The sequence below is a fragment of the Sphingobium sp. B8D3B genome (assembly GCF_025961875.1).
Lineage (GTDB): Bacteria > Pseudomonadota > Alphaproteobacteria > Sphingomonadales > Sphingomonadaceae > Sphingobium.
Genome location: NZ_JAOQON010000001.1, coordinates 847605 through 866397, shown reverse-complemented (window position 1 = coordinate 866397; position 18793 = coordinate 847605). Strand labels below are relative to the sequence as shown.

Sequence of the window (18793 nt, the reverse complement as noted above, 5' to 3'; positions counted from 1 at the left end):
CCGCGAAGCGACGGCCGATCAAGAGCAGCAGGCGTCCACGGGTTACGATCAATTAAGCGCTTTGAGTTCACATTGTTACAGTTTGCCATGGTTGAGTGCGCAAAGGGGGAATGGGAACATGCAGGGCGCGGAGCCGAAGGAATCCATTTATCGGATCGACAGGCATGATGACGGGTCGCTGCGCTTTCACAGCATTGCGCCGGGGCAGCTGCGCCGCTTTCCGGACGCGGCGACGGTGGCGACGCCCTGCCTGACCTTACCAGCAGAGGCGGCGGAGCCGGCACTGGCTCGAGCCGCTGCGCGTAAAAGCTCAACCTGCAACCGGGCTTCCCAATATCCTGCCATTTGCTGGCCGGACCTCGGACCGGGCGAAAGCCTGAATGCCTTTGGCATGTTCTGGAAACGCGAACTGGTGCCCTGGTCTGGACCGCCCCTCCTCCTCGGGCGGCGCACGAAGGGGGCGCCATTGTTCAACTTTGCCCGTCAAGTGGGCCTCTACCTGCTGCAGGATGGCGCGCGGACCGTCTATGTCGGGCGTGCGAGCAACGATCTCTATGCGCGACTCAAGACGCATACGACGGACCGACTTGCCGGCCGGTGGAATCGCTTCTCCTGGTTCGGCCTGCGCGACGCCAGTCAGCATCTGCCTTTCGCGCAAAGCGCGTGCTGGAGCGAAACCAATATGCTCAGAACCATGGAAGCGCTGTTGATCGAAACCCTCGAACCGCCGCTCAACCGACGCGGCGGAGACGGGCTGAGCGGCCGTGAATTTCTTCAGGCCAGCGCACCGACGTCCCTCAAGAGCCGTCACGCAGAAGCGCGCGCCGATACCACCAAGAAGCCGCGTCACATGCGGTGAGCGAATCCGGCGCACCGGCGGTGCCTCAAGGGCCTTGGCGCCACCGCCCGCCATCCTGCTTCCAGAAGCGCGGCGTGACGTCCTCCGATCGACTCAGCGCCTTCCAGGCCAGCCGCGCACCGGCCACCGTGGCATCATCGAAAAAGTAGAAAACCCGCTCGAAGCCCAGCGCTTCATCCCGCCACAGGCCATCGGCCAGCGCGACATGGCGCGCACCATTGGCGGCATCACAGCTCGGCGCGAGGAGGATCGGCTGGACCTGCGGCATGGGTGCATCCGCATGATCGTTGGCCAGATAGCTCTCCGGCCCAGCACTCCACAGACCCTCGGAGATACGGTCGAGCTGGTCGCGCTCGGCGGAAACGACCAGCAGGCGCCCGCCGCCATCAAGCACCCTGCGCGCGATGGCGGGCACCGTCGCCTCGACGGGATCCCGGCTGAGCTGATAGAAATCCACCTGCATGTTACGGCTCTAGCGCGATCCGGCCCGGCTGCGAAGGCCGGGCCGAAATATGCGCAAGACCTCAACTGGCCTGATAGTGATCGCGGATCAACTGATCGAGCAGGCGCACGCCATAGCCGGTAGCGCCTTTCTCCCATGTCGCGCCGGGCTTGTCGGCCCAGACCATGCCGGCAATGTCCAGGTGCGCCCATTTTACGCCCTCCTGCACATAGCGCTTGATGAATTGCGCCGCAGTGATCGAGCCGGCATAACGCGGCCCGATGTTCTTCATGTCGGCAATGGGGCTGTCGATCAGCTTGTCATAGGCCGGCGACAGCGGAAAGCGCCACAATTTGTCGCCGCTTTGCCGACCGGCCGCAAGGAGCTGTTCGGCAAGACCATCGTCATTGCTGAACAGGCCGCCATGCTCGCTGCCGAGCGAGATCAGCATTGCCCCAGTGAGGGTTGCAAGATCGATCACCGTCTCGGGCTTGTAGGTCTGCTGGGTCCACCAGATCGCATCGCACAGCACCAGACGCCCCTCGGCGTCCGTGTTCAGCACTTCCACGGTCTGGCCGGACATGGTCTTAACGATATCGCCGGGACGCTGCGCGCCGCCGTCCGGCATATTCTCGACCAGCCCGCAGATGCCGACGACATGCGTGGGCGCCTTGCGCAAAGCCAGCGCCTTCATCGCGCCGGCAACGGCACCGGCACCGCCCATATCCCACTTCATGTCTTCCATGCCCGCACCGGGCTTGAGCGAAATGCCGCCAGTATCGAAGGTGACGCCCTTGCCGACCAGCGCCAGCGGCTTGGCCTGCGCGCCATTGGTGCCGTCCCAACGCATCGCAAGAATGCGCGGCTTGCGCACTGAGCCCTGCGCAACGCCGAGCAAAGCACCCATGCCGAGATTGGCCATATCCGTCTCATCCAGCACGCTGATTTCAATGCCGAGATCGACCAGATGGCGACAGCGCTCCACGAAGCTCTCGGGATAGATGATGTTGCCCGGCTCTGCGACCAGTTCACGCGTGAATGCAACACCTTGTGCGACGGCTTTGGCATCATCCACGAGAGCCGCCAGATCGCCGGACTCATGAACCAGCGTCACGGTTTCGAGCGTCGGCCTGGCCTTCTCCGCCAGCTTCGTGCGATAGGTGTCGATGCGCCATGCGCGCAATTCCGCGCCCAGCGCGATCCGGGCGAGCGCGTCGGCAGTAAGCCCCGCGCCGTCGATCGCGACATGCTTGACGCCGGAGGTCTGCAGCCGTGCCGTCACCGCGCCGCCTGCCTTCTCTAGATCGGCCGGCGTGCCCTCGCCCGTCCCGACGAGCAGGACGCGGAGAGTTTTGCCCGCCTCGGCCACGAACAGTTCCACCACGGCGCCTGCCTCGCCGCTAAAGCGCGATGCCGCCGCCGCCTGCGCCGCCAGAGCCTGCGCCTCGATGCCCGGCGACACGGCGGCACCCTTTGCGACCGGGAAAACGAGGCAGTCCATGTCGGCAGGGCGACTGGCGGAAATGGCGATGTGCATGGATACAAGCTCCTGGAAAGGAATTATGTGGCCAGATGACCTGGTGTGAATATGGAAGCGGAATAGCGCCTTGCCAGGGGGTATGCCACGGCAAAGGGACCGTTAAGCGCGATTTCACGCTTGGGAAGGCAATTGCGGAGCGGGCGCTGCAGTGCAATAGGGCAGCGTTGCACACGGCGCGCGCAGACCGCGAGCCGCGCTGGGAGAATGACGATTGGTTGCCACGATGAGCCGTGACACGCGCGAGCGGACCATGATGCGCGTGCACCTGTGCATCAGCACGCCAGCTCTGATTCTGGCGATGGTCATGGCCGCGCCGGCCTACGCCCAGACGCAGGCCGAGCCGCCAACGCAGGGCGAACCGCCGCTCACCATCGACAATGTGGCGCCGCAGGATATCCCCGACGGCGCCGAACCGGATTTTCAGGACCGCCCTGCCAAGGCAGAGGCCGAGGCCGTCCCCATGCCGGCAGCGCCGGTCTCTAAGAACGAGATCAATTTCCAGGCCGACCGGATCGACTACGACAGCAATGCCGATATCGTGCGCGCCTCCGGCAATGTCCGCGTTGCCCGACAGGATGCCAATCTGTCCGCCGATCAGGTGGAGTGGGATCGCAAGGCCGGCACCGTCATCGCGCGCGGCGACGTGCTGCTCGTCAATGAGCGTGGCGACCGCGCTTATGCCGATGAGATGGACGTCACCGAAAGCCTGCGGGACGGCGTCATCGAAAATCTGCTGATCGTCACCAACAGCGAGAATCGGCTGGCGGCGGTGAAAGCCCAGCGCACTGACAATATCTACGTGTTAGACAAGGCGGCGTTCACGCCCTGCAAGGTCGAGACGGTCAAGGGCTGCCCCAAGGAGCCGACCTGGCAAATCCAGGCCGACCGCGTCATTCTGGACGAGGCTCGCCAGCGGGTGCGCTATGAGAATGCGCGCGTGAGCATGTTCGGCCTGCCCCTGCTCCCCCTGCCGGGCCTGCGCCACAGCATTGGCGATGAAGGCAGCAGCGGCTTGCTGGTGCCGGATATCGGCTATGATCGGCGCAACGGGGTGCAATATGTGCAGCCTTATTACTGGCGGCTTGCGCCCAATCGCGATCTGACGCTCACGCCCTATGTCTACAGCGCGGTGCTGCCGATGCTCGGCGCCAGCTATCGCGCCCTGCTGTCTAAGGGTGCCTATCAGATCACCGGCTATGGCACGGTCAGCGCCGTTACGCCGGTCACGGGCGAAACCGATGTCACCAGCGATGAGCGTCTGCGCGGCTACATCGCTGCCAGCGGCAAGTTTCAGTTCGACCCGCTCTGGTCGTTGACCGGATCGCTGCGTTACGCGTCCGACCGTACCTTCCTCAATCGCTATGACCTGAGCCACGAGGATCGTCTGCGCTCCACGCTCAATCTTGAGCGGATCGGCACGCGCAGTTATCTCTCGATTGCCGGTTGGGCCTTCCAGTCGTTGCGCTCGGGGGACCGGGCCGGTCAGGTTCCTATCGCCATTCCCGCCATCGACTACCGCCTGCGCACCACCGATCCGCTATTCGGCGGACGGGTGGAACTGCAGGCCAACAGCCTGTCGATCCTCCGCACAGACGGGCAGGATACCCAGCGCGCGTTCGTGGGCTTCACCTGGAAGCAGAGCCGCCTGACCGGTATGGGACAGGAAGTCTCGCTGACCGCCTATGCGCGGGGCGATGTCTACAACAGCGCGCAGAACGATCTTTCGCCAACGGTGGTCTATCGGGGTGAGGAAGGCTGGCAGACGCGAGGAATCGCCGCCTTGGCGCTGGATGTGCGCTGGCCGTTCATCGGGCAGGCTTTTGGCGGCACCCAGCGCCTGACACCACGCATCCAGCTGGTTGCCGCGCCGCGCCTCGCCAATCTGAATGTGCCCAACGAAGATGCCCGCGCGATCGACCTGGAGGACTCCAACCTCTTCGCGCTCAATCGCTTCCCTGGCTATGACCGCTTCGAGGATTCGACCCGCATCACCTATGGGTTCGACTACCGCTTCGACGTGCCGAATTTCTCGTTCGATACCACCGTCGGCCAGAGCTACCGCATCGATGACCGCCCGTCCCTGCTGCCCAATGGCACCGGCCTGTCCGATCGGCTGTCAGACATCGTTGGTCGGTCGGAAATCCGTTACAAGGATTTCCTGTCCTTCACCCACCGTTTCCGGCTCGACAAGGATGGCTTTGCCGTCCGCCGCAACGAGATCGAGGCGACGGTTGGTACGCGCCGCACTTATGCCGAGGTCGGCTATCTGCGACTGGACCGGAACATCACGTCCGGCGTCGAGGATCTGCGCGATGTCGAAGAAATCCGCCTCGCAGCGCGCGTCGCCTTTGCGCGCTTCTGGTCGGTCTTCGGCTCGACGAACATCGATCTGACCGGCCAGCGGGACGATCCGACGAGCACGCTGTCCGGCTTCGAGCCGGTGCGCCACCGCCTCGGCATCGCCTATGAGGATGACTGCCTGGAACTCGGCTTCACCTGGCGGCGCGATTACCAGACGGTCGGCGATGCCCGTCGCGGCAATTCGTTTCAACTGCGGCTGGTATTTAAGAATCTCGGCCTGTAAAGACTCCAGCTTCGCAAAGGGTGTGAAGGCCGGGCGTCATCCGTCGCTCAGGCCCGGTTCAGCCGCCGCGCATTAATCCGCCGGGCAGGTCCGCGGCCTCTTGAGGCCGCCTGCTTCTGAATGGAGAGCAAGTTTGACTGACGTGAACAGCGTGAAAAGGATTTCCTCCCGTTTCACCGCCCGGATTCTTGCAGGCGCCGCGACGGGCCTTTTGGCGTGCTCAGCAATTGCTCAGGCGCCGGAAGGCCAGGCTGAGGATACCGCCGGGGCGACCGCGTCCGCGCTCGATATTCCCGCCTCGGTGGTGCTCTTCGGCAAGCGCGACCCCAATGTCCGCACCGCGACGGCGCTGGTGAACGGCGAGGTCATTACCCAGACGGATGTGGAGCAGCGGCTCGCGCTGGTGGTTCTCGCCAATGGCGGCAATGTCAGTGCCGAGGAAAAGGACCGTCTGCGTCTGCAGGTGCTGCGCAACCTCATCGACGAGACGCTGCAGATTCAGGAGGCAGCGGCCAAGGATATTCGCGTCCCCGCCGCCGAGCTTGACGAGAACTTCGCCCGCGTCGCCGCGAACTTCCGCTACACGCCGGACAATTTCGCAAAATATCTTGCCGCGCAGGGCTCATCCGCGCGCAGCATCCGGCGCCAGATCGAAGGCGAGGTCGCGTGGAGCCGCCTGCTGCGGCGTCAGGTCCAGCCTTTCGTGAACGTCTCCGAGGACGAGGTCCGCTCGACCTATGAGCGTCTCCAGGCCGCCAAGGGCAAGGAAGAGTTCCACATCGGCGAGATCTATCTCTCCGCCAACCCGTCGAACAGCCAGCAGGTGGCCGAGAACGCCCAGAAGATCATGGCGCAGATTCGCCAGGGTGGCTCGTTCCAGGCCTATGCGCGGCAATATTCGGAAGCATCGACCGCTGCGGTCGGCGGTGATCTGGGCTGGGTGCGCGCCGCGCAGCTGCCCGAGCCGCTGGCGGAAGCCGCCCAGCAGCTCCAGGTCGGCCAGATCGCCGGCCCGATTGCCATTCCGGGCGGATTTTCGCTCGTCTATCTGATTGACAAGCGCCAGGTGCTGATGGCCGACGCGCGCGACGCCGTGCTCAGCCTCAAGCAGGTCGCCATCGACTTCCCCGCCGGCACATCCGCGGCCGAAGCCCAGCGCCGGGCCAACGCATTCGGGGAAGCGCTCAAGAAGCTTCAGGGCTGCGGATCGGTCGAGGCGATGGCCAAGGGCGTCGGCGCGACGGTCATCGAAAACGATATTCAGGCCCGCAACCTGCCCCCGCAGCTCCAGTCCATTCTGCTCTCGATGCAGGTCGGCGAATCCACGCCGCCCTTCGGCTCGGCAACGGAAGGCGTTCGCGCGCTCGTTTTGTGCGGCCGGGACGATCCGCCAGACGCGAGCGCACCCTCGGTGGAGTCGATCATGGCGCAGATGGAGGAAGACCGCGTGAACAAGCGTGCACGCACATATCTGCGCGACCTTCGTCGCGATGCGGTGATCGACTATAACTGACGTCTTCCGCACGATGTATTCCGCGTCCGCGCTGCCGCGGCCGATCGCGATATCGCTGGGCGATCCCGCAGGGATCGGCCCGGAGGTCACAGCGAAAGCCTGGGAAGCGCGGGACACGCACAATCTGCCGCCGTTCTTCGCGGTCGGTGATAGCGCCTCGATCGCCGCCGTCTGGCAAGGCCCGGTCGCGATGATCGGCGACCCGATCGAGGCCGATGCGGTGTTCGGCAAGGCGCTGCCCTGCCTGCAGGTCGCCGACGCCGGTGAGATCATCCCCGGCCAGCCCTCGATCGATGGCGCGCGCTGCGCCTTCCAGGCGCTGGAAGCGGCGACGGGGCTGGTGCGGGCGGAAAGCGCCAGCGCCCTGGTGACCGCGCCCGTTTCCAAATCCCAGCTGTCGCAAGTCGGCTTCACGCACCCCGGCCAGACCGAGTTCGTGGCCGAGCGCTGCGGCGTCTCGCGCGGCAATGTGGTGATGATGCTGGCCGGCCCGTCGCTGCGTGTGGTGCCGCTCACCATCCATATTCCCTATACAGAGGTGCCGGAGTCGCTCACCGCCGCACTGATCCGCTCCCGCGCACTGGCCACCGCGCGCGGCCTCAAGCGGCTGTTCGGCATCGAGAACCCGCGCCTCGCCATGGCCGGCCTCAATCCTCATGCGGGTGAGAACGGGATGCTCGGCACGGAAGAAACAACGCTGATTGCGCCGGTGCTCGAGCAATTGCGCGAAGACGGGCTCGACATTTCCGGGCCGCATTCGCCGGATGCCTTGTTCACGCCCCGCGCCCGTGCGCTCTACGATGCGGCCTTGTGCTGCTATCACGATCAGGCGCTGATCCCCATCAAGGCGCTGGACTTCGATGAGGGCGTCAACATCACGCTGGGCCTGCCGATCGTGCGCACATCGCCCGACCATGGCACGGCGTTCGATCTGGCGGGCAAGGATCGGGCGCATCCTGGCGCGATGATCGCCGCCATTCGCATGGCGCAGCAGGCCGAGCTCAATCGCCGCGCCTGGGTCGATCCCTGCCAGCCCTCATGACCCCGCTTCCACCGCTGCGCGAGGTCATTGCCACGCATGGCCTGCGGGCCAGCAAGGCGCTGGGCCAGAACTTCCTGCTGGACGAGCAGTTGCTGGATCGCATCGCCGCGATTCCGGGGGATCTGACCGGCGCGCGCGTGTTCGAGGTCGGCCCCGGTCCCGGCGGGCTGACCCGTGCCCTGCTCCGCGCCGGCGCCCAGGTCACGGCAGTCGAACGTGATGCCCGCTGCATTCCGGCGTTGGCCGAAGTCGCAGCGGCCTTTCCGGGCCAGTTGCGCGTCATCGAGGATGACGCGTTGCGGGTCGACCCCGTGGAGGCCTGCGGCGGACCGGCGCATATCGTCGCGAACCTGCCTTACAATATCGGCACGGCTTTGCTGGTCGGCTGGCTGGAGAGCGGCGTTTGGCCGCCATGGTGGCTCTCCGCCTCGCTCATGTTCCAGGCCGAGGTGGCCGAGCGGATCGTCGCGCAGCCAGGCAGCGATGCCTATGGCCGGCTCGCGGTACTGGCCCAGTGGCGCAGCCGTGCGCGCATCGCGATGAAAGTCCATCGCTCCGCCTTCACGCCGCCCCCCAAGGTCATGTCCGCTGTGGTTCATATCGTCCCGGCCGACGCGCCCGGCGGCGTCGAGGTCGCAACGCTGAGCCGACTGACCGCTGCCGCCTTCGGCCAACGGCGCAAGATGCTGCGGCAGAGCCTCAAGGGGCTGCCCGGCGCGCTGGATGCTTTGACGGAAGCCGGGATCGACCCCAGCCGCCGCGCCGAGACACTCAGCGTGGACGATTTCGTGATGCTCGCGCGCCTGATGGGGCGCTGAGCAAGTTCACAGCGCGAAATTTACTGCTGCTCTACCTTCGGTGCGTTGGTCACCGCCTCAGCCGTCGTCACCGGCGGCTTGGTCGTAGCGATCGCGGCGGCCAGCTGATCCGCACTGGCACATTGCGTCTTGCAGAGCAGGCGCAGCTTGGCGAGCGTCTCGCGGGCGCTTTCCACCGCGCCCTTGTCCAGCATCGCGAGCCCTTCGCCTTGCAGGGCCGCCTGATTGCCGGGCTCCAGATCCAGCGCGCGACCATAATAGCGGATCGCCTTGCCGGGGAGCTTCTGGGCGCGGGCGATCTTGGCCAGCGACATGAAGATACCCGGCTGATCGGGCGCCAGAAGCAGCGCAGTTTCGTAGGCATCGCGGGCCTTGGTAAGATCGCCGGCATCTGCCGCCGCCTTGCCTTTTGCCATCCACTCGGCTGCGCGCGGGCTGGGCGCGGGCGTCGCGCTCTGCTGGGAAAATCCACTGCTCGCCGACAGGGCAAGCGCACTCGCAAGTAATATGGAGGCGGGGGTGAACCGCATGATTGTCTCCCAGATCGAGCCCTGCGCAACAGACGCCATGGTCGACGACGCTAGCATGGTTTTTCAAGCACCGCGAAGAAAAAGCCGTCGGTTCCGTCATGTGCGGGCGTGAGCAATGTGCCCTCGCCCCATGAACGACCCGGCGCCTCTCCCGACCCGGTAAAGTGTACCGGCTGCCATAGGGGATCGGTCCTGACGATTTGCTGAATTTGATCGCGCCCTTCCCGGTCGATCAGCGAGCAGACCGCATAGACCAAACGCCCGCCCGGCTTCACCAGCGGTAGCGCGAGCCGCAGCAGCCGCGCCTGCAGCGCAACCACCCGGTCCAGCCGTGCGGACGTCAGGCGCCAGCGCGCCTCGGGATTGCGTCGCCAGGTCCCCGATCCGCTGCAGGGCGCATCGATCAAGACGACGTCGCACTGCCCGACGAGCGGCTTGAGCGCTGCTTCCTCCCGACCAGAGTCGAGCAGCAGCGTTTCGATCTGCCCGCCATAGCCGGCGCGCTCAGCGCGCGGCGTCAACCGCGCGAGGCGGTCACGCACCGCATCGGCCGCGATCAGCCGTCCGGCAAGGGCGCCGTCTTTGACCATGTCCGCCGCCAGGGCGAGCGTCTTGCCCCCTGCCCCGGCGCACAGATCGAGCGCAGTCAGGCCGGGCGTGGCGTGACAGGCCTGCGCGATCAGCTGACTCCCGGCATCCTGCACCTCGGCAATACCATCATCCGGAACGTCCGTGCCGGCCGGCAGCGCATAGCCATATGTCGTTGCCTCGATCGGCCGGGCCGCAGTCCAACGCGCCAAAATATCCGCATCGCTCGCCCTCAGCGGGTTACGCCGAACTTGGAGAGGCGCACGGTCAAGCAGCGCCGCCTGCTCGGCCTCATCGACCAGCCCGGCAAAGGCCGCGGCGACCCAGCTCGGCAGGCGCGAGCCATCCGGCCCGCGTTCCGCCTCGCCCAAGGGCGTCGGCGCATGGGCCGAGCCATCAAACAGCGCCGCCAGCGCCGCATCCTCGCGCGCCAGACCCGCCATGGCAGCACGGCCGGAGGATGGCGGATCGCCATAGGCCCGCACCGCGCGATAGACGAGATCGCGCACCGCCCGGCGATCCTTCGATCCGGCATAGCGGCGCTCACGGAAATAGCGGGCGATTAGCGTATCGGCGGCGGCGCCATCACCGCGCGCACTGGCGATGATGACATCGAGCAGATCGATGGCGGCCTGCACCCGTGCGGCGGGCGTCATACCGCTGCCCCCAATCCAGGGCTGATATCGTTATCGTGTGGGATAATTAGGCGCTTCACGCGTAATCGTCACGTCATGCACATGGCTCTCGGAGAGGCCGGCATTGGTGATCTGCACGAAGCGGGCGCGCTCCTGCAGTTCGCGGATCGTCTTGCTGCCGGTATAGCCCATGGCGGCCTTCACACCGCCGACGAGCTGATGGATGACATCGCGCGCCGGCCCCTTATAGGGCACCTGGCCTTCGATCCCTTCCGGCACCAGCTTCATCTGATCCTTGATGTCCTGCTGGAAGTAGCGATCCGCGCTGCCGCGCGCCATCGCGCCGACGGAGCCCATGCCGCGATAGCTCTTATAGGCCCGGCCCTGATAGAGGAACGTCTCGCCCGGTGCTTCCTGCGTGCCGGCCAGCATCGATCCGATCATCACCGCAGCGCCGCCCGCAGCCAGCGCCTTGGCAACGTCGCCCGAGGTGCGCAGGCCGCCATCGGCGATTACCGGAATACCGCTCTTGAGCGCTTCCTGCGCCGCATCCATGATCGCGGTGAGCTGCGGAACGCCGACACCGGCGACCACGCGCGTGGTGCAGATCGAACCGGGACCAATGCCGACCTTCACGCCGTCCGCCCCGGCGTCGATCAGCGCGCGCGTGGCCTCGGCGGTCGCGACATTACCCGCCACCAGCTGGATTTCATTGGAAAGCTTGCGAATACGCGCGACGCTCTCGGCCACCATCTTGGAGTGGCCATGGGCGGTATCGACGACGATCAGGTCGCATTCGGCGTCGATCAGCGCTTCGGTGCGTTCGATACCCTTGTCGCCGACCGTCGTTGCCGCGGCGACGCGCAGGCGCCCGGAAGCGTCCTTGGTGGCCTGCGGATAGGTGACGGCCTTCTCGATGTCCTTGACGGTGATGAGGCCCACGCAGCGGAAGGCATCATCGACCACCAGCAGCTTCTCGATCCGGCGCTGATGCAGCAGGCGGCGGGCCTCGTCCTGCGAAACGCCGGTGCGCACGGTCGCGAGATTCTCATGCGTCATCAGCTCGCGCACCGGCTGGGCCGGGTTTTCGGCAAAGCGCACGTCGCGGTTCGTCAGGATGCCGACCAGCTTGCCGGTCGACTCCACAACCGGAATGCCGCTGATCTTGTGCCGCGCCATCAGCGCCTGCGCCTCGGACAAAGGCTGATCCGGGCCAATGGTGATCGGGTTGACGACCATGCCGCTCTCGAACCGCTTGACCGCACGCACCGCCGCGCACTGCTCCTCGATGGAGAGATTGCGGTGCAAGACGCCGATACCGCCAAGCTGCGCCATCACGATGGCCATGTCTTCCTCAGTCACGGTATCCATGGCCGAGGAAAGAATGGGGATATTCAGCGAAATGTTGCGGCTGACCCGCGTGGACACATCGGCCTGACTCGGCAGCACATCGGACTCGCCCGGCTGAAGAAGCACGTCGTCGAAAGTGAGGCCGAGCCGAATGTCCATATATGTCGCCACCTGATCTGGAGAGACCCCTTGGGGGAATCAGTGGCGGCCCATGTAACCATTTCCCCCGTGCAGGGCTAGGGGGTCGTCAAAGAGAAGGGCGCGAAGGGTGGTTTACGTCTATCCGAGGGCAGGACGGGCCACCCCGCGCTCCGCACGATCGCTGGCGATCATCTGCGTCAACGCGAGCAGAAGGGCTGGCACGGCCAGCGTCCAGACCAGATCGGACAGTGTATCGTCGAGGCGCAGCGACCGGTAATAGGCCGCTTGAAGGCTCTCGTTGATGAGCTCGGCCAGCGCCACCACAGCAAATGGCAACGCCGGATGGCGGCGCGTGAGCGGCCAGGCAGCGACCATAGCATAGAGCAGCAAGCCGCCGATCAGGTGCCCGCGCTCGTGCGAAATGGCGAGAAAGCGCAGGCTTCCCTCCACCAGGGCGACATAAGCGGCGGGAATATCCATGTAGCGATTCGTAAAGAAAGCAGGTTAGCGATCCGTTACGAAGCGATCCAAAGCCTAGCTGCGCAGATGCTCGGCCCGGTCGATGATCGCCTTGGCTTCCTCGACGTGCATCGCCTCGATCATGCGCCCATCATAGCGCTGGGCGCCGCCGGTAAAGGCGTCGACCAATGCGCGGGCCTGTTCCACCGCCGGGCCGCTGGGCGAGAAGGCATCATTGGCGATATCGATATGGCTGGGGTGGATAATGGTCTTGCCATCGAACCCCATCTGCCGCCCTTCGTCGCACTCGGCGGCCAGACCGGCCGGGTCTTCCAGATTATTGTAGACCCCGTCGAACGCGGCCACTCCTGCGGCGCGCGCTGCCAGCACGATCGACTGGAGCGAGTAGGAAATCGCGCTGCGCGGTGCATCAGGCGGCACGGCCAAGCCCCGGCGCAGATCGTTGGTGCCGGCGACCAGCGCCGAGACGCCTGGCTCGCGCGCGATGGACAAGGCATTGATGATCCCCGCCGGACTCTCGATCATCGCGATGACCGGCCGTTGCGTGACGCGATTGACGTCGTGGACCTGCCGCGCCTCGATCACCTTGGGCACGATGACATAGGGCACGCCGGCACTGCGCGCCGCAACCATGTCCAGCCCGTGCTCGGGCCGCCCCTCGGCATTGATGCGGATGGCGCAGGGGCGCCCGTCGAACCCGGCCTGCACAGCCTCCACGGCGCGCTGCCGGGCCGCGTCGCGGTCTTCGGCGATCACTGAATCCTCGAGATCTAGGATGATGAAGTCGCAGTCGAGTTGGCGCGCTTTCTCGATCGCGCGCGGGCGCGAGGCCGGTACGAACAGCAGCGTCCGTACGAGGCGCAACGGCAAATCAATTCTTTCGACCGGACGACGCTTCTGCATGCCTTTTCAATCCTCTTATCCTGCCGATTCCGCTTTCCGGCACTGTTCTGAAGGGCCATAGTAGCGACCGCAAGCGCAGGAGGCTATCGACCATGGATCTGGTCACGTTCGCAATGTTCATCGCCATTCTGGTGATCTTCTATCTGTTTGCCAGCGTGAAGATCGTCCGGCAGGGCCATCGCTACACCATTGAGCGGTTCGGACGGTTCACGGAAGTCGCGTCTCCCGGTTTCAACATCTATCCCGCCTTCTTCTACCGGGTCGGCCGCAAGATCAACATGATGGAGCAGGTGATTGATGTTCCGTCTCAGGAAATCATTACCCGCGATAATGCCATGGTGGCCGTGGATGCGGTGGTGTTCTTCCAGGTGCTGGATGCCGCCAAGGCCGCTTATGAGGTGAGCCACCTCAATACGGCACTGCTCCAGCTCTCGACCACCAATCTGCGCACGGTGATGGGGTCGATGGACCTGGACGAGACCCTCTCCAAGCGGGATGAAATCAACGCCCGGCTGTTGAGCGTGGTGGACCACGCCACCAATGCCTGGGGCGTCAAGATCACCCGCGTCGAGATCAAGGACATCCGCCCGCCGCAGGACATCGTGAACGCGATGGCCCGGCAGATGAAGGCTGAGCGTGAGAAGCGCGCCAATATCCTCGATGCCGAAGGGTTCAAGAGCGCCGAGATCCTGCGGGCCGAAGGCGCCAAGCAGGCGCAGATCCTCGAAGCCGAGGGCCGGCGTGAGGCTGCGTTCCGCGACGCCGAGGCCCGCGAGCGCGAGGCGGAGGCCGAGGCACGAGCGACGCAAGTGGTGAGCGAGGCCATCGCGGGCGGCAATGCCCAGGCGATCAACTATTTCGTGGCGCAGAAATATGTCGAGGCGGTGGAGAAGTTCGCGACCTCCAGCAACGCCAAGACCATCCTCTTCCCGGTGGAAGCCACCCAGCTCATCGGCACGCTCGGCGGCATCGGCCAGCTCGCCAAGGAAGCGCTGGGAGATCATGGTGCAACGCCGCCTGCACGGCCCGTGTCCGGCACCGGCGTGCCTCACACGCGGACGCCGTGACGCCGATGCTGGACGGCATGCATCCTTCCATCCTCTGGGGTGTGTTCGCGGTGATCCTCGCCGGGGCGGAGATCATCGTGCCCGGCGTGTTTCTCATCTGGCTGGGCGTGGCTGCAGCCCTCACGGCCGGACTCAGTCTGGTTCTGCCGATCAACCCGGCCTTCCAGCTGCTCGCCTTTGCCATCTTCACCGCGATTTCGGTCAGCGGCGGACGGCTCTGGTATCTCGCCCGCCCGGTCGCATCCCAAGACCCGATGCTCAATGACCGGGCCGCCCGCCTTGTTGGCCGCGAACTGCTGGTGGTCGAACCGATCAATCATGGCGTCGGCCGGGTGAGGGTGGATGACGGAAGCTGGACGGCGACCGGGCCGGATGCAGATGCCGGCAGCTATGTGCGGGTGACGGGCACCAAGGGCGCGGCGCTGATTGTCGAACCCCTGCCCACTCCGCTCGCCCCGCCCGACTTGGCCCGTGACGGCAAGGACATGCCGGAGCCGGAATGACCGCTTTCGCCTTTATCGGCGCGGCGCTGGCAGAGATCGCCGGTTGCTTCGCATTCTGGGCATGGCTGCGGCTCGACAAATCACCGCTCTGGCTGCTCCCCGGCCTCGCCTCGCTGGCGGTTTTTGCCTGGCTTCTCACGCTGGTGGAAGCCGATTATGCGGGGCGGACTTACGCCGCTTATGGGGGTGTTTATATTGCCAGCGCCCTCCTCTGGCTCTGGCTTGCGGAGGGCACCAGGCCGGATCGCTGGGATCTGCTGGGCGGCGTTGTCTGTTTATGCGGCGCCGCGATCATTCTCTTTGGGCCACGCACCGCCTAGCGATCACCCCGCGTTCACGCGTTCGGTTACATCCCGCGCCAGCAGGCCGCGGTGACGGGGCAGCGCTTGAGGCATCTCATCGCGGATGAAGGCCAGCACCTTCTCACGAATCTCACAGCGCAGGTCGAAGGCCTCGCCCGCATTGCGCGCGCTGGCGAGGCCGCGCACCTCGATAGCGTCCGGGCGCACCTCCGTCACCTGAAGCACCTTCACCCGCCCATCCCAAAGCGGCGAGGCAGCCACGATCGCTTCATAGCGGGCCCGCAACTGATCGATATCGGCCGTTGGGTCGAGATGGAAGAAAACCGAACCAAGCAACTGACTTGTCGAGCGAGTCCAGTTCTGGAAACTGTCTTCGAGAAAGCGGGAGATGGGCACGACCAGCCGTCGCTCGTCCCACACCGCCACGACCACATAGGTCATGTAGATCGCCTCGATCTTGCCCCATTCGCCTTCGATGATGACAACGTCATCGATGCGGATCGGCTCGGTGAAGGCAAGCTGGATGCCCGCGATTACGTTTTTGAGCAAGGGCTGCGCAGCCGCGCCGACCGCCAAGGCCGCAAGGCCGGCCGAGGCCATCAGCGTCACACCCACCGCCCGCACCGAGGGGATGCTGAACAGCATGAGGCACAGGGTGATGAAGATCACCAGTACCACGGCGATCCTGCCGAGAATGCCCGTCCGCGTGCGCTTTCGCCGGGCGCGGAGATTGTCGGCTACGCTGATATCCGTTCGCTGTTCGACCACATCCTGCGTGCCCCGAATGAGGGCAACGGCCAGCCAGCCGATCAATCCCGGCACGATCATCGCCGCCGCCTGGCTCCAGATCAGGTGACCGCGCTCTCCCAACGTTAGCGACGGACGGAGGAACGCCAGCGCGAAGGCAACCAGCAGCCAGCGCGACGGCCATTGCGCCCGGCGGAGCAAGGCGAGGCCACCTTCAGAATGCGCATGGGTCAGCAGACGGCGCAGCACCCGCACGCTGAGCCAGTGCAGAGCCAGAGCCGCCAGAACGGCGAGAACGCCCAGCATCAGCGATTCCAATAATGGCGGCAGGGTCCAATGGTGGGGAAACATGTCCCTTTTACTGCTCAGGCGCGATCCGGTTCCCGCGGCAGATAGGGAAGCAACGCTGCCAGCGCAGGCGTTTCCAGGTCCGGCGGCTTGTAGGACAGCCGCGCTTCGACCGAGAAGAGGCGCTCACGCGACCAGAAATTGAGCGGCCAATCCCGCGCGCTTTGCGCTGAGGTCAGCAGGCCATTGACCTGATCGAGCAGATCACCGCCTATATGCTCGGCCCGATAAAGCCGCACCCCGGCGAGAAACGCGCGCGTGATCGTTTCATGATAGCCGTGGCGATCATCGTTCGGCACGCCCATGCTGGCATTGTAGCGACGGATGATCGGCGCGACCTCATGATCCAGATCCATGTTCGGTCGCTCAATCATCAGCCAGAGACAGGCAGCGAGGTGCGCCTCATGTGTCCACCGCTCGCGCGGCAAGGTGCAATCCAGCAGCCCCTCCCCGACTGCGCGGACGGCGGCGACATCGCCGAACAAGCGATGATTGTTATCTGTCGTCACGACGGCGCCCTAAGCTTGCGCGGCATCATCTGCGACCGGACAGGCCATTCCATCTGCTCATGCGCACCCCCCGCAGATATGAGAACGGCGGCCACCCTAGCATGGGCAGCCGCCGCTCATAAGTCTCGAAAGGTGTCAGTCGGCGCGGGTTCAGGCCGCGACGGGAGCCTTCAGCACGTCGCGGACGGATGCGTCCACGTCGGCCTCGAACTGCGCGAAGTTGGCGACGAACTTGCCGACCAGTTCGGCGGCCGTCTCGTCATAGCGCGCCTTGTCGCTCCACGCGGCGCGCGGATCGAGCATATTGGGGTCGATATCACCCACGGCCACCGGCACCTCGAACCCGAAATTGGGATCGATGCGGAATTCGGCGTTGTTCAGGCTGCCATCGAGCGCCGCGTTGAGCAGCGCGCGCGTAACCTTGATCGGCATGCGGCTGATGCCCGGATCAGTCGCCTTGCCGCCGGTCCAGCCGGTGTTGACCAGCCAGCACTTCACGCCGCCCTTGGCGATCCGCTCCTTGAGCAGATTGCCGTAGACGCTCGGGCGACGCGGCATGAATGGGGCGCCGAAGCAGGTCGAGAAGGTCGCCTGCGGTTCGGTCACGCCGATTTCCGTACCCGCGACGCGCGCGGTATAGCCCGAGAGGAAGTGATACATCGCCTGATCGGGCGTGAGACGCGCGATCGGCGGCAGCACGCCATAGGCATCGGCGGTGAGGAAGATGATGTTCTTCGGCACCGGGCCGAGATTGTCGTCCGAGGCATTGGGGATGAAGTCGATCGGGTAGGAGCCGCGGCTGTTCTCCGCCAGCGTCGCATCGTCCAGATCGATCTCGCGCGTGTCGGGATCGATCACGACATTTTCCAGCACCGTGCCGAAGCGCTTCGTAACCGCGTAGATTTCCGGCTCGGCCTCGGCCGAGAGGCGGATCATCTTGGCGTAGCAGCCACCCTCGAAGTTGAAGACGGCAGTATCCGACCAGCCATGCTCGTCGTCTCCGATCAGCGTGCGGCTGGCATCGGCGCTGAGCGTCGTCTTGCCGGTGCCGGACAGGCCGAAGAAGACCGCCGTGTCACCATTCGGGCCGATATTGGCCGAGCAGTGCATCGGCATGATGCCCTTGGCCGGCAGCAGATAGTTGAGGATGGAGAAGACCGACTTCTTCATCTCGCCGGCATAGGCCGTGCCGCCGATCAGGATCAGCTTCTCGGTAAAGTTGACCGCGATGATCGTCTCGCTGCGGCAGCCATATTTGGCAGGGTCCGCGCGGAAGGTCGGCAGATCGATGATCGTATATTCGGGCTTGAAGCCCGCCAGCTCATCGCGCTCGGGGCGCACGAGCAGCGTGCGGATGAACAAATTGTGCCAGGCAAACTCGTTGATCACGCGCACGTTGACGCGATGCTCGGGCTGCGACCCGCCGAACAGGTCGGCGACGTAAAGCTGCTTCTTCTCGCCCAGCGCGGCGAAGAAATCGGCCTTGAGCGTAGCGAACTGCGCCGGTGTCATCGGCACGTTCACATCGCCCCAGGCGACCGTGTCCTCGGTCGTGCCATCGCGCACAATGAATTTGTCTTTCGCGCTGCGGCCGGTGTGCTTGCCGGTCTCGACGACCAGCGGCCCATCCTTGGCCAGCACGCCCTCGCCGTTGCGAACCGCTTCTTCCACCAACGGCGCGGTCAGAAGATTCCATTTGACGTCAGCCGACGTCGATATGCCTTGGTCGCCAAGACCAAAGGAAGAGATAACCTGCACACCTGTCTCCTAAGCAAAAACGCAGGGCGGGCTCCTACGGCCGTCCTCCGCGAGAAAACTTCAAATTCAGCCCCTTCCCCGGCGCATAAGGGTTTGATGGCCCAGCGTCAAACGCCACCCGTTGTGCAGTGCCG

General features: G+C 65.0%; 18 protein-coding genes. 8 read left to right on the top strand and 10 right to left on the bottom strand.

Annotated elements, in window-relative coordinates; genetic code table 11:
• Positions 1-118 precede the first annotated feature (118 nt).
• The gene (locus tag M2343_RS04015; RefSeq protein ID WP_264575677.1) at positions 119-859 is read left to right on the top strand and encodes a hypothetical protein; all 741 of its coding nucleotides are present in this window, start codon (positions 119-121) and stop codon (positions 857-859) included.
• A gap of 25 nt (positions 860-884) precedes the next feature.
• Here the strand turns inward: M2343_RS04015 and M2343_RS04010 are convergent, their stop codons facing one another.
• Positions 885-1322, bottom strand: coding sequence for a DNA polymerase III subunit chi (locus tag M2343_RS04010; protein WP_264575676.1), 438 nt, complete (start codon positions 1320-1322; stop codon positions 885-887).
• 61 nt (positions 1323-1383) lie between these two features.
• The gene (locus tag M2343_RS04005) at positions 1384-2838 is read right to left on the bottom strand and encodes a leucyl aminopeptidase (RefSeq protein ID WP_264575675.1); all 1455 of its coding nucleotides are present in this window, start codon (positions 2836-2838) and stop codon (positions 1384-1386) included.
• A 226-nt stretch (positions 2839-3064) separates the two neighbouring features.
• Here M2343_RS04005 and M2343_RS04000 point away from each other — a divergent pair, with 226 nt between their 5' ends.
• The 4 genes from M2343_RS04000 to rsmA all read left to right on the top strand — a co-directional run bounded on the left by M2343_RS04000 (position 3065) and on the right by rsmA (position 8798).
• Positions 3065-5425: an LPS-assembly protein LptD gene (locus M2343_RS04000; protein ID WP_264575674.1), complete on the top strand. Its 2361-nt coding sequence runs from the start codon at positions 3065-3067 to the stop codon at positions 5423-5425.
• 142 nt (positions 5426-5567) lie between these two features.
• A complete protein-coding gene (locus M2343_RS03995; protein WP_413716037.1) occupies positions 5568-6938 on the top strand; it encodes a peptidylprolyl isomerase in 1371 nt (456 codons plus the stop codon).
• A 13-nt stretch (positions 6939-6951) separates the two neighbouring features.
• Positions 6952-7980, top strand: a complete 1029-nt coding sequence (gene pdxA, locus M2343_RS03990) for a 4-hydroxythreonine-4-phosphate dehydrogenase PdxA (protein ID WP_264575672.1) — start codon at positions 6952-6954, stop codon at positions 7978-7980.
• The gene (rsmA, locus tag M2343_RS03985) at positions 7977-8798 is read left to right on the top strand and encodes a 16S rRNA (adenine(1518)-N(6)/adenine(1519)-N(6))-dimethyltransferase RsmA (protein ID WP_264575671.1); all 822 of its coding nucleotides are present in this window, start codon (positions 7977-7979) and stop codon (positions 8796-8798) included. Before pdxA ends, rsmA begins: the two co-directional genes overlap by 4 nt.
• A gap of 20 nt (positions 8799-8818) precedes the next feature.
• On the opposite strand, the gene M2343_RS03980 is transcribed toward rsmA, so the two are convergent.
• From M2343_RS03980 to M2343_RS03960, 5 genes are all read right to left on the bottom strand, one after another.
• On the bottom strand, positions 8819-9328 hold the full coding sequence (locus tag M2343_RS03980; RefSeq protein ID WP_264575670.1) for a tetratricopeptide repeat protein: 510 nt from the start codon (positions 9326-9328) through the stop codon (positions 8819-8821).
• Between the two features lie 50 nt (positions 9329-9378).
• The gene (locus M2343_RS03975; RefSeq protein ID WP_264575669.1) at positions 9379-10572 is read right to left on the bottom strand and encodes an RsmB/NOP family class I SAM-dependent RNA methyltransferase; all 1194 of its coding nucleotides are present in this window, start codon (positions 10570-10572) and stop codon (positions 9379-9381) included.
• 30 nt (positions 10573-10602) lie between these two features.
• Positions 10603-12060 (bottom strand): IMP dehydrogenase, encoded by a 1458-nt coding sequence (gene guaB, locus M2343_RS03970; RefSeq protein ID WP_181559858.1) that lies wholly within the window; start codon positions 12058-12060, stop codon positions 10603-10605.
• Between the two features lie 120 nt (positions 12061-12180).
• Positions 12181-12522: a hypothetical protein gene (locus M2343_RS03965; protein ID WP_264575668.1), complete on the bottom strand. Its 342-nt coding sequence runs from the start codon at positions 12520-12522 to the stop codon at positions 12181-12183.
• A 54-nt stretch (positions 12523-12576) separates the two neighbouring features.
• Complete coding sequence (locus tag M2343_RS03960; protein WP_413714717.1) at positions 12577-13425, bottom strand: HpcH/HpaI aldolase/citrate lyase family protein; 849 nt, start codon at positions 13423-13425, stop codon at positions 12577-12579.
• Positions 13426-13517: 92 nt separating this feature from the next.
• Here M2343_RS03960 and M2343_RS03955 point away from each other — a divergent pair, with 92 nt between their 5' ends.
• Genes M2343_RS03955 through M2343_RS03945 form a run of 3 tightly spaced genes read left to right on the top strand, consistent with a single transcriptional unit; the run spans position 13518 to position 15315 of the window.
• Complete coding sequence (locus M2343_RS03955; protein ID WP_181559860.1) at positions 13518-14492, top strand: SPFH domain-containing protein; 975 nt, start codon at positions 13518-13520, stop codon at positions 14490-14492.
• A gap of 17 nt (positions 14493-14509) precedes the next feature.
• The gene (locus M2343_RS03950) at positions 14510-14995 is read left to right on the top strand and encodes an NfeD family protein (RefSeq protein WP_264603862.1); all 486 of its coding nucleotides are present in this window, start codon (positions 14510-14512) and stop codon (positions 14993-14995) included.
• Complete coding sequence (locus tag M2343_RS03945; RefSeq protein ID WP_181559861.1) at positions 14992-15315, top strand: YnfA family protein; 324 nt, start codon at positions 14992-14994, stop codon at positions 15313-15315. Before M2343_RS03950 ends, M2343_RS03945 begins: the two co-directional genes overlap by 4 nt.
• 3 nt (positions 15316-15318) lie before the next feature.
• Here the strand turns inward: M2343_RS03945 and M2343_RS03940 are convergent, their stop codons facing one another.
• The 3 genes from M2343_RS03940 to M2343_RS03930 form a co-directional block, all read right to left on the bottom strand.
• A complete protein-coding gene (locus M2343_RS03940; protein ID WP_264603861.1) occupies positions 15319-16350 on the bottom strand; it encodes a mechanosensitive ion channel family protein in 1032 nt (343 codons plus the stop codon).
• A gap of 59 nt (positions 16351-16409) precedes the next feature.
• Complete coding sequence (locus M2343_RS03935) at positions 16410-16901, bottom strand: hypothetical protein (protein ID WP_264575666.1); 492 nt, start codon at positions 16899-16901, stop codon at positions 16410-16412.
• A gap of 150 nt (positions 16902-17051) precedes the next feature.
• A complete protein-coding gene (locus M2343_RS03930) occupies positions 17052-18659 on the bottom strand; it encodes a phosphoenolpyruvate carboxykinase (RefSeq protein WP_264575665.1) in 1608 nt (535 codons plus the stop codon).
• Positions 18660-18793: the final 134 nt, after the last annotated feature.

Coding starts and splice junctions, on each gene's coding strand:
- M2343_RS04015 (WP_264575677.1), top strand. CDS start 119: ATGCAGGGCGCGGAGCCGAAGGAATCCATTTATCGGATCGACAGGCAT.
- M2343_RS04010 (WP_264575676.1), bottom strand. CDS start 1,322: ATGCAGGTGGATTTCTATCAGCTCAGCCGGGATCCCGTCGAGGCGACG.
- M2343_RS04005 (WP_264575675.1), bottom strand. CDS start 2,838: ATGCACATCGCCATTTCCGCCAGTCGCCCTGCCGACATGGACTGCCTC.
- M2343_RS04000 (WP_264575674.1), top strand. CDS start 3,065: ATGAGCCGTGACACGCGCGAGCGGACCATGATGCGCGTGCACCTGTGC.
- pdxA (WP_264575672.1), top strand. CDS start 6,952: ATGTATTCCGCGTCCGCGCTGCCGCGGCCGATCGCGATATCGCTGGGC.
- rsmA (WP_264575671.1), top strand. CDS start 7,977: ATGACCCCGCTTCCACCGCTGCGCGAGGTCATTGCCACGCATGGCCTG.
- M2343_RS03980 (WP_264575670.1), bottom strand. CDS start 9,328: ATGCGGTTCACCCCCGCCTCCATATTACTTGCGAGTGCGCTTGCCCTG.
- M2343_RS03975 (WP_264575669.1), bottom strand. CDS start 10,572: ATGACGCCCGCCGCACGGGTGCAGGCCGCCATCGATCTGCTCGATGTC.
- guaB (WP_181559858.1), bottom strand. CDS start 12,060: ATGGACATTCGGCTCGGCCTCACTTTCGACGACGTGCTTCTTCAGCCG.
- M2343_RS03965 (WP_264575668.1), bottom strand. CDS start 12,522: ATGGATATTCCCGCCGCTTATGTCGCCCTGGTGGAGGGAAGCCTGCGC.
- M2343_RS03960 (WP_413714717.1), bottom strand. CDS start 13,425: ATGCAGAAGCGTCGTCCGGTCGAAAGAATTGATTTGCCGTTGCGCCTC.
- M2343_RS03955 (WP_181559860.1), top strand. CDS start 13,518: ATGGATCTGGTCACGTTCGCAATGTTCATCGCCATTCTGGTGATCTTC.
- M2343_RS03950 (WP_264603862.1), top strand. CDS start 14,510: ATGCATCCTTCCATCCTCTGGGGTGTGTTCGCGGTGATCCTCGCCGGG.
- M2343_RS03945 (WP_181559861.1), top strand. CDS start 14,992: ATGACCGCTTTCGCCTTTATCGGCGCGGCGCTGGCAGAGATCGCCGGT.
- M2343_RS03940 (WP_264603861.1), bottom strand. CDS start 16,350: ATGCTGGGCGTTCTCGCCGTTCTGGCGGCTCTGGCTCTGCACTGGCTC.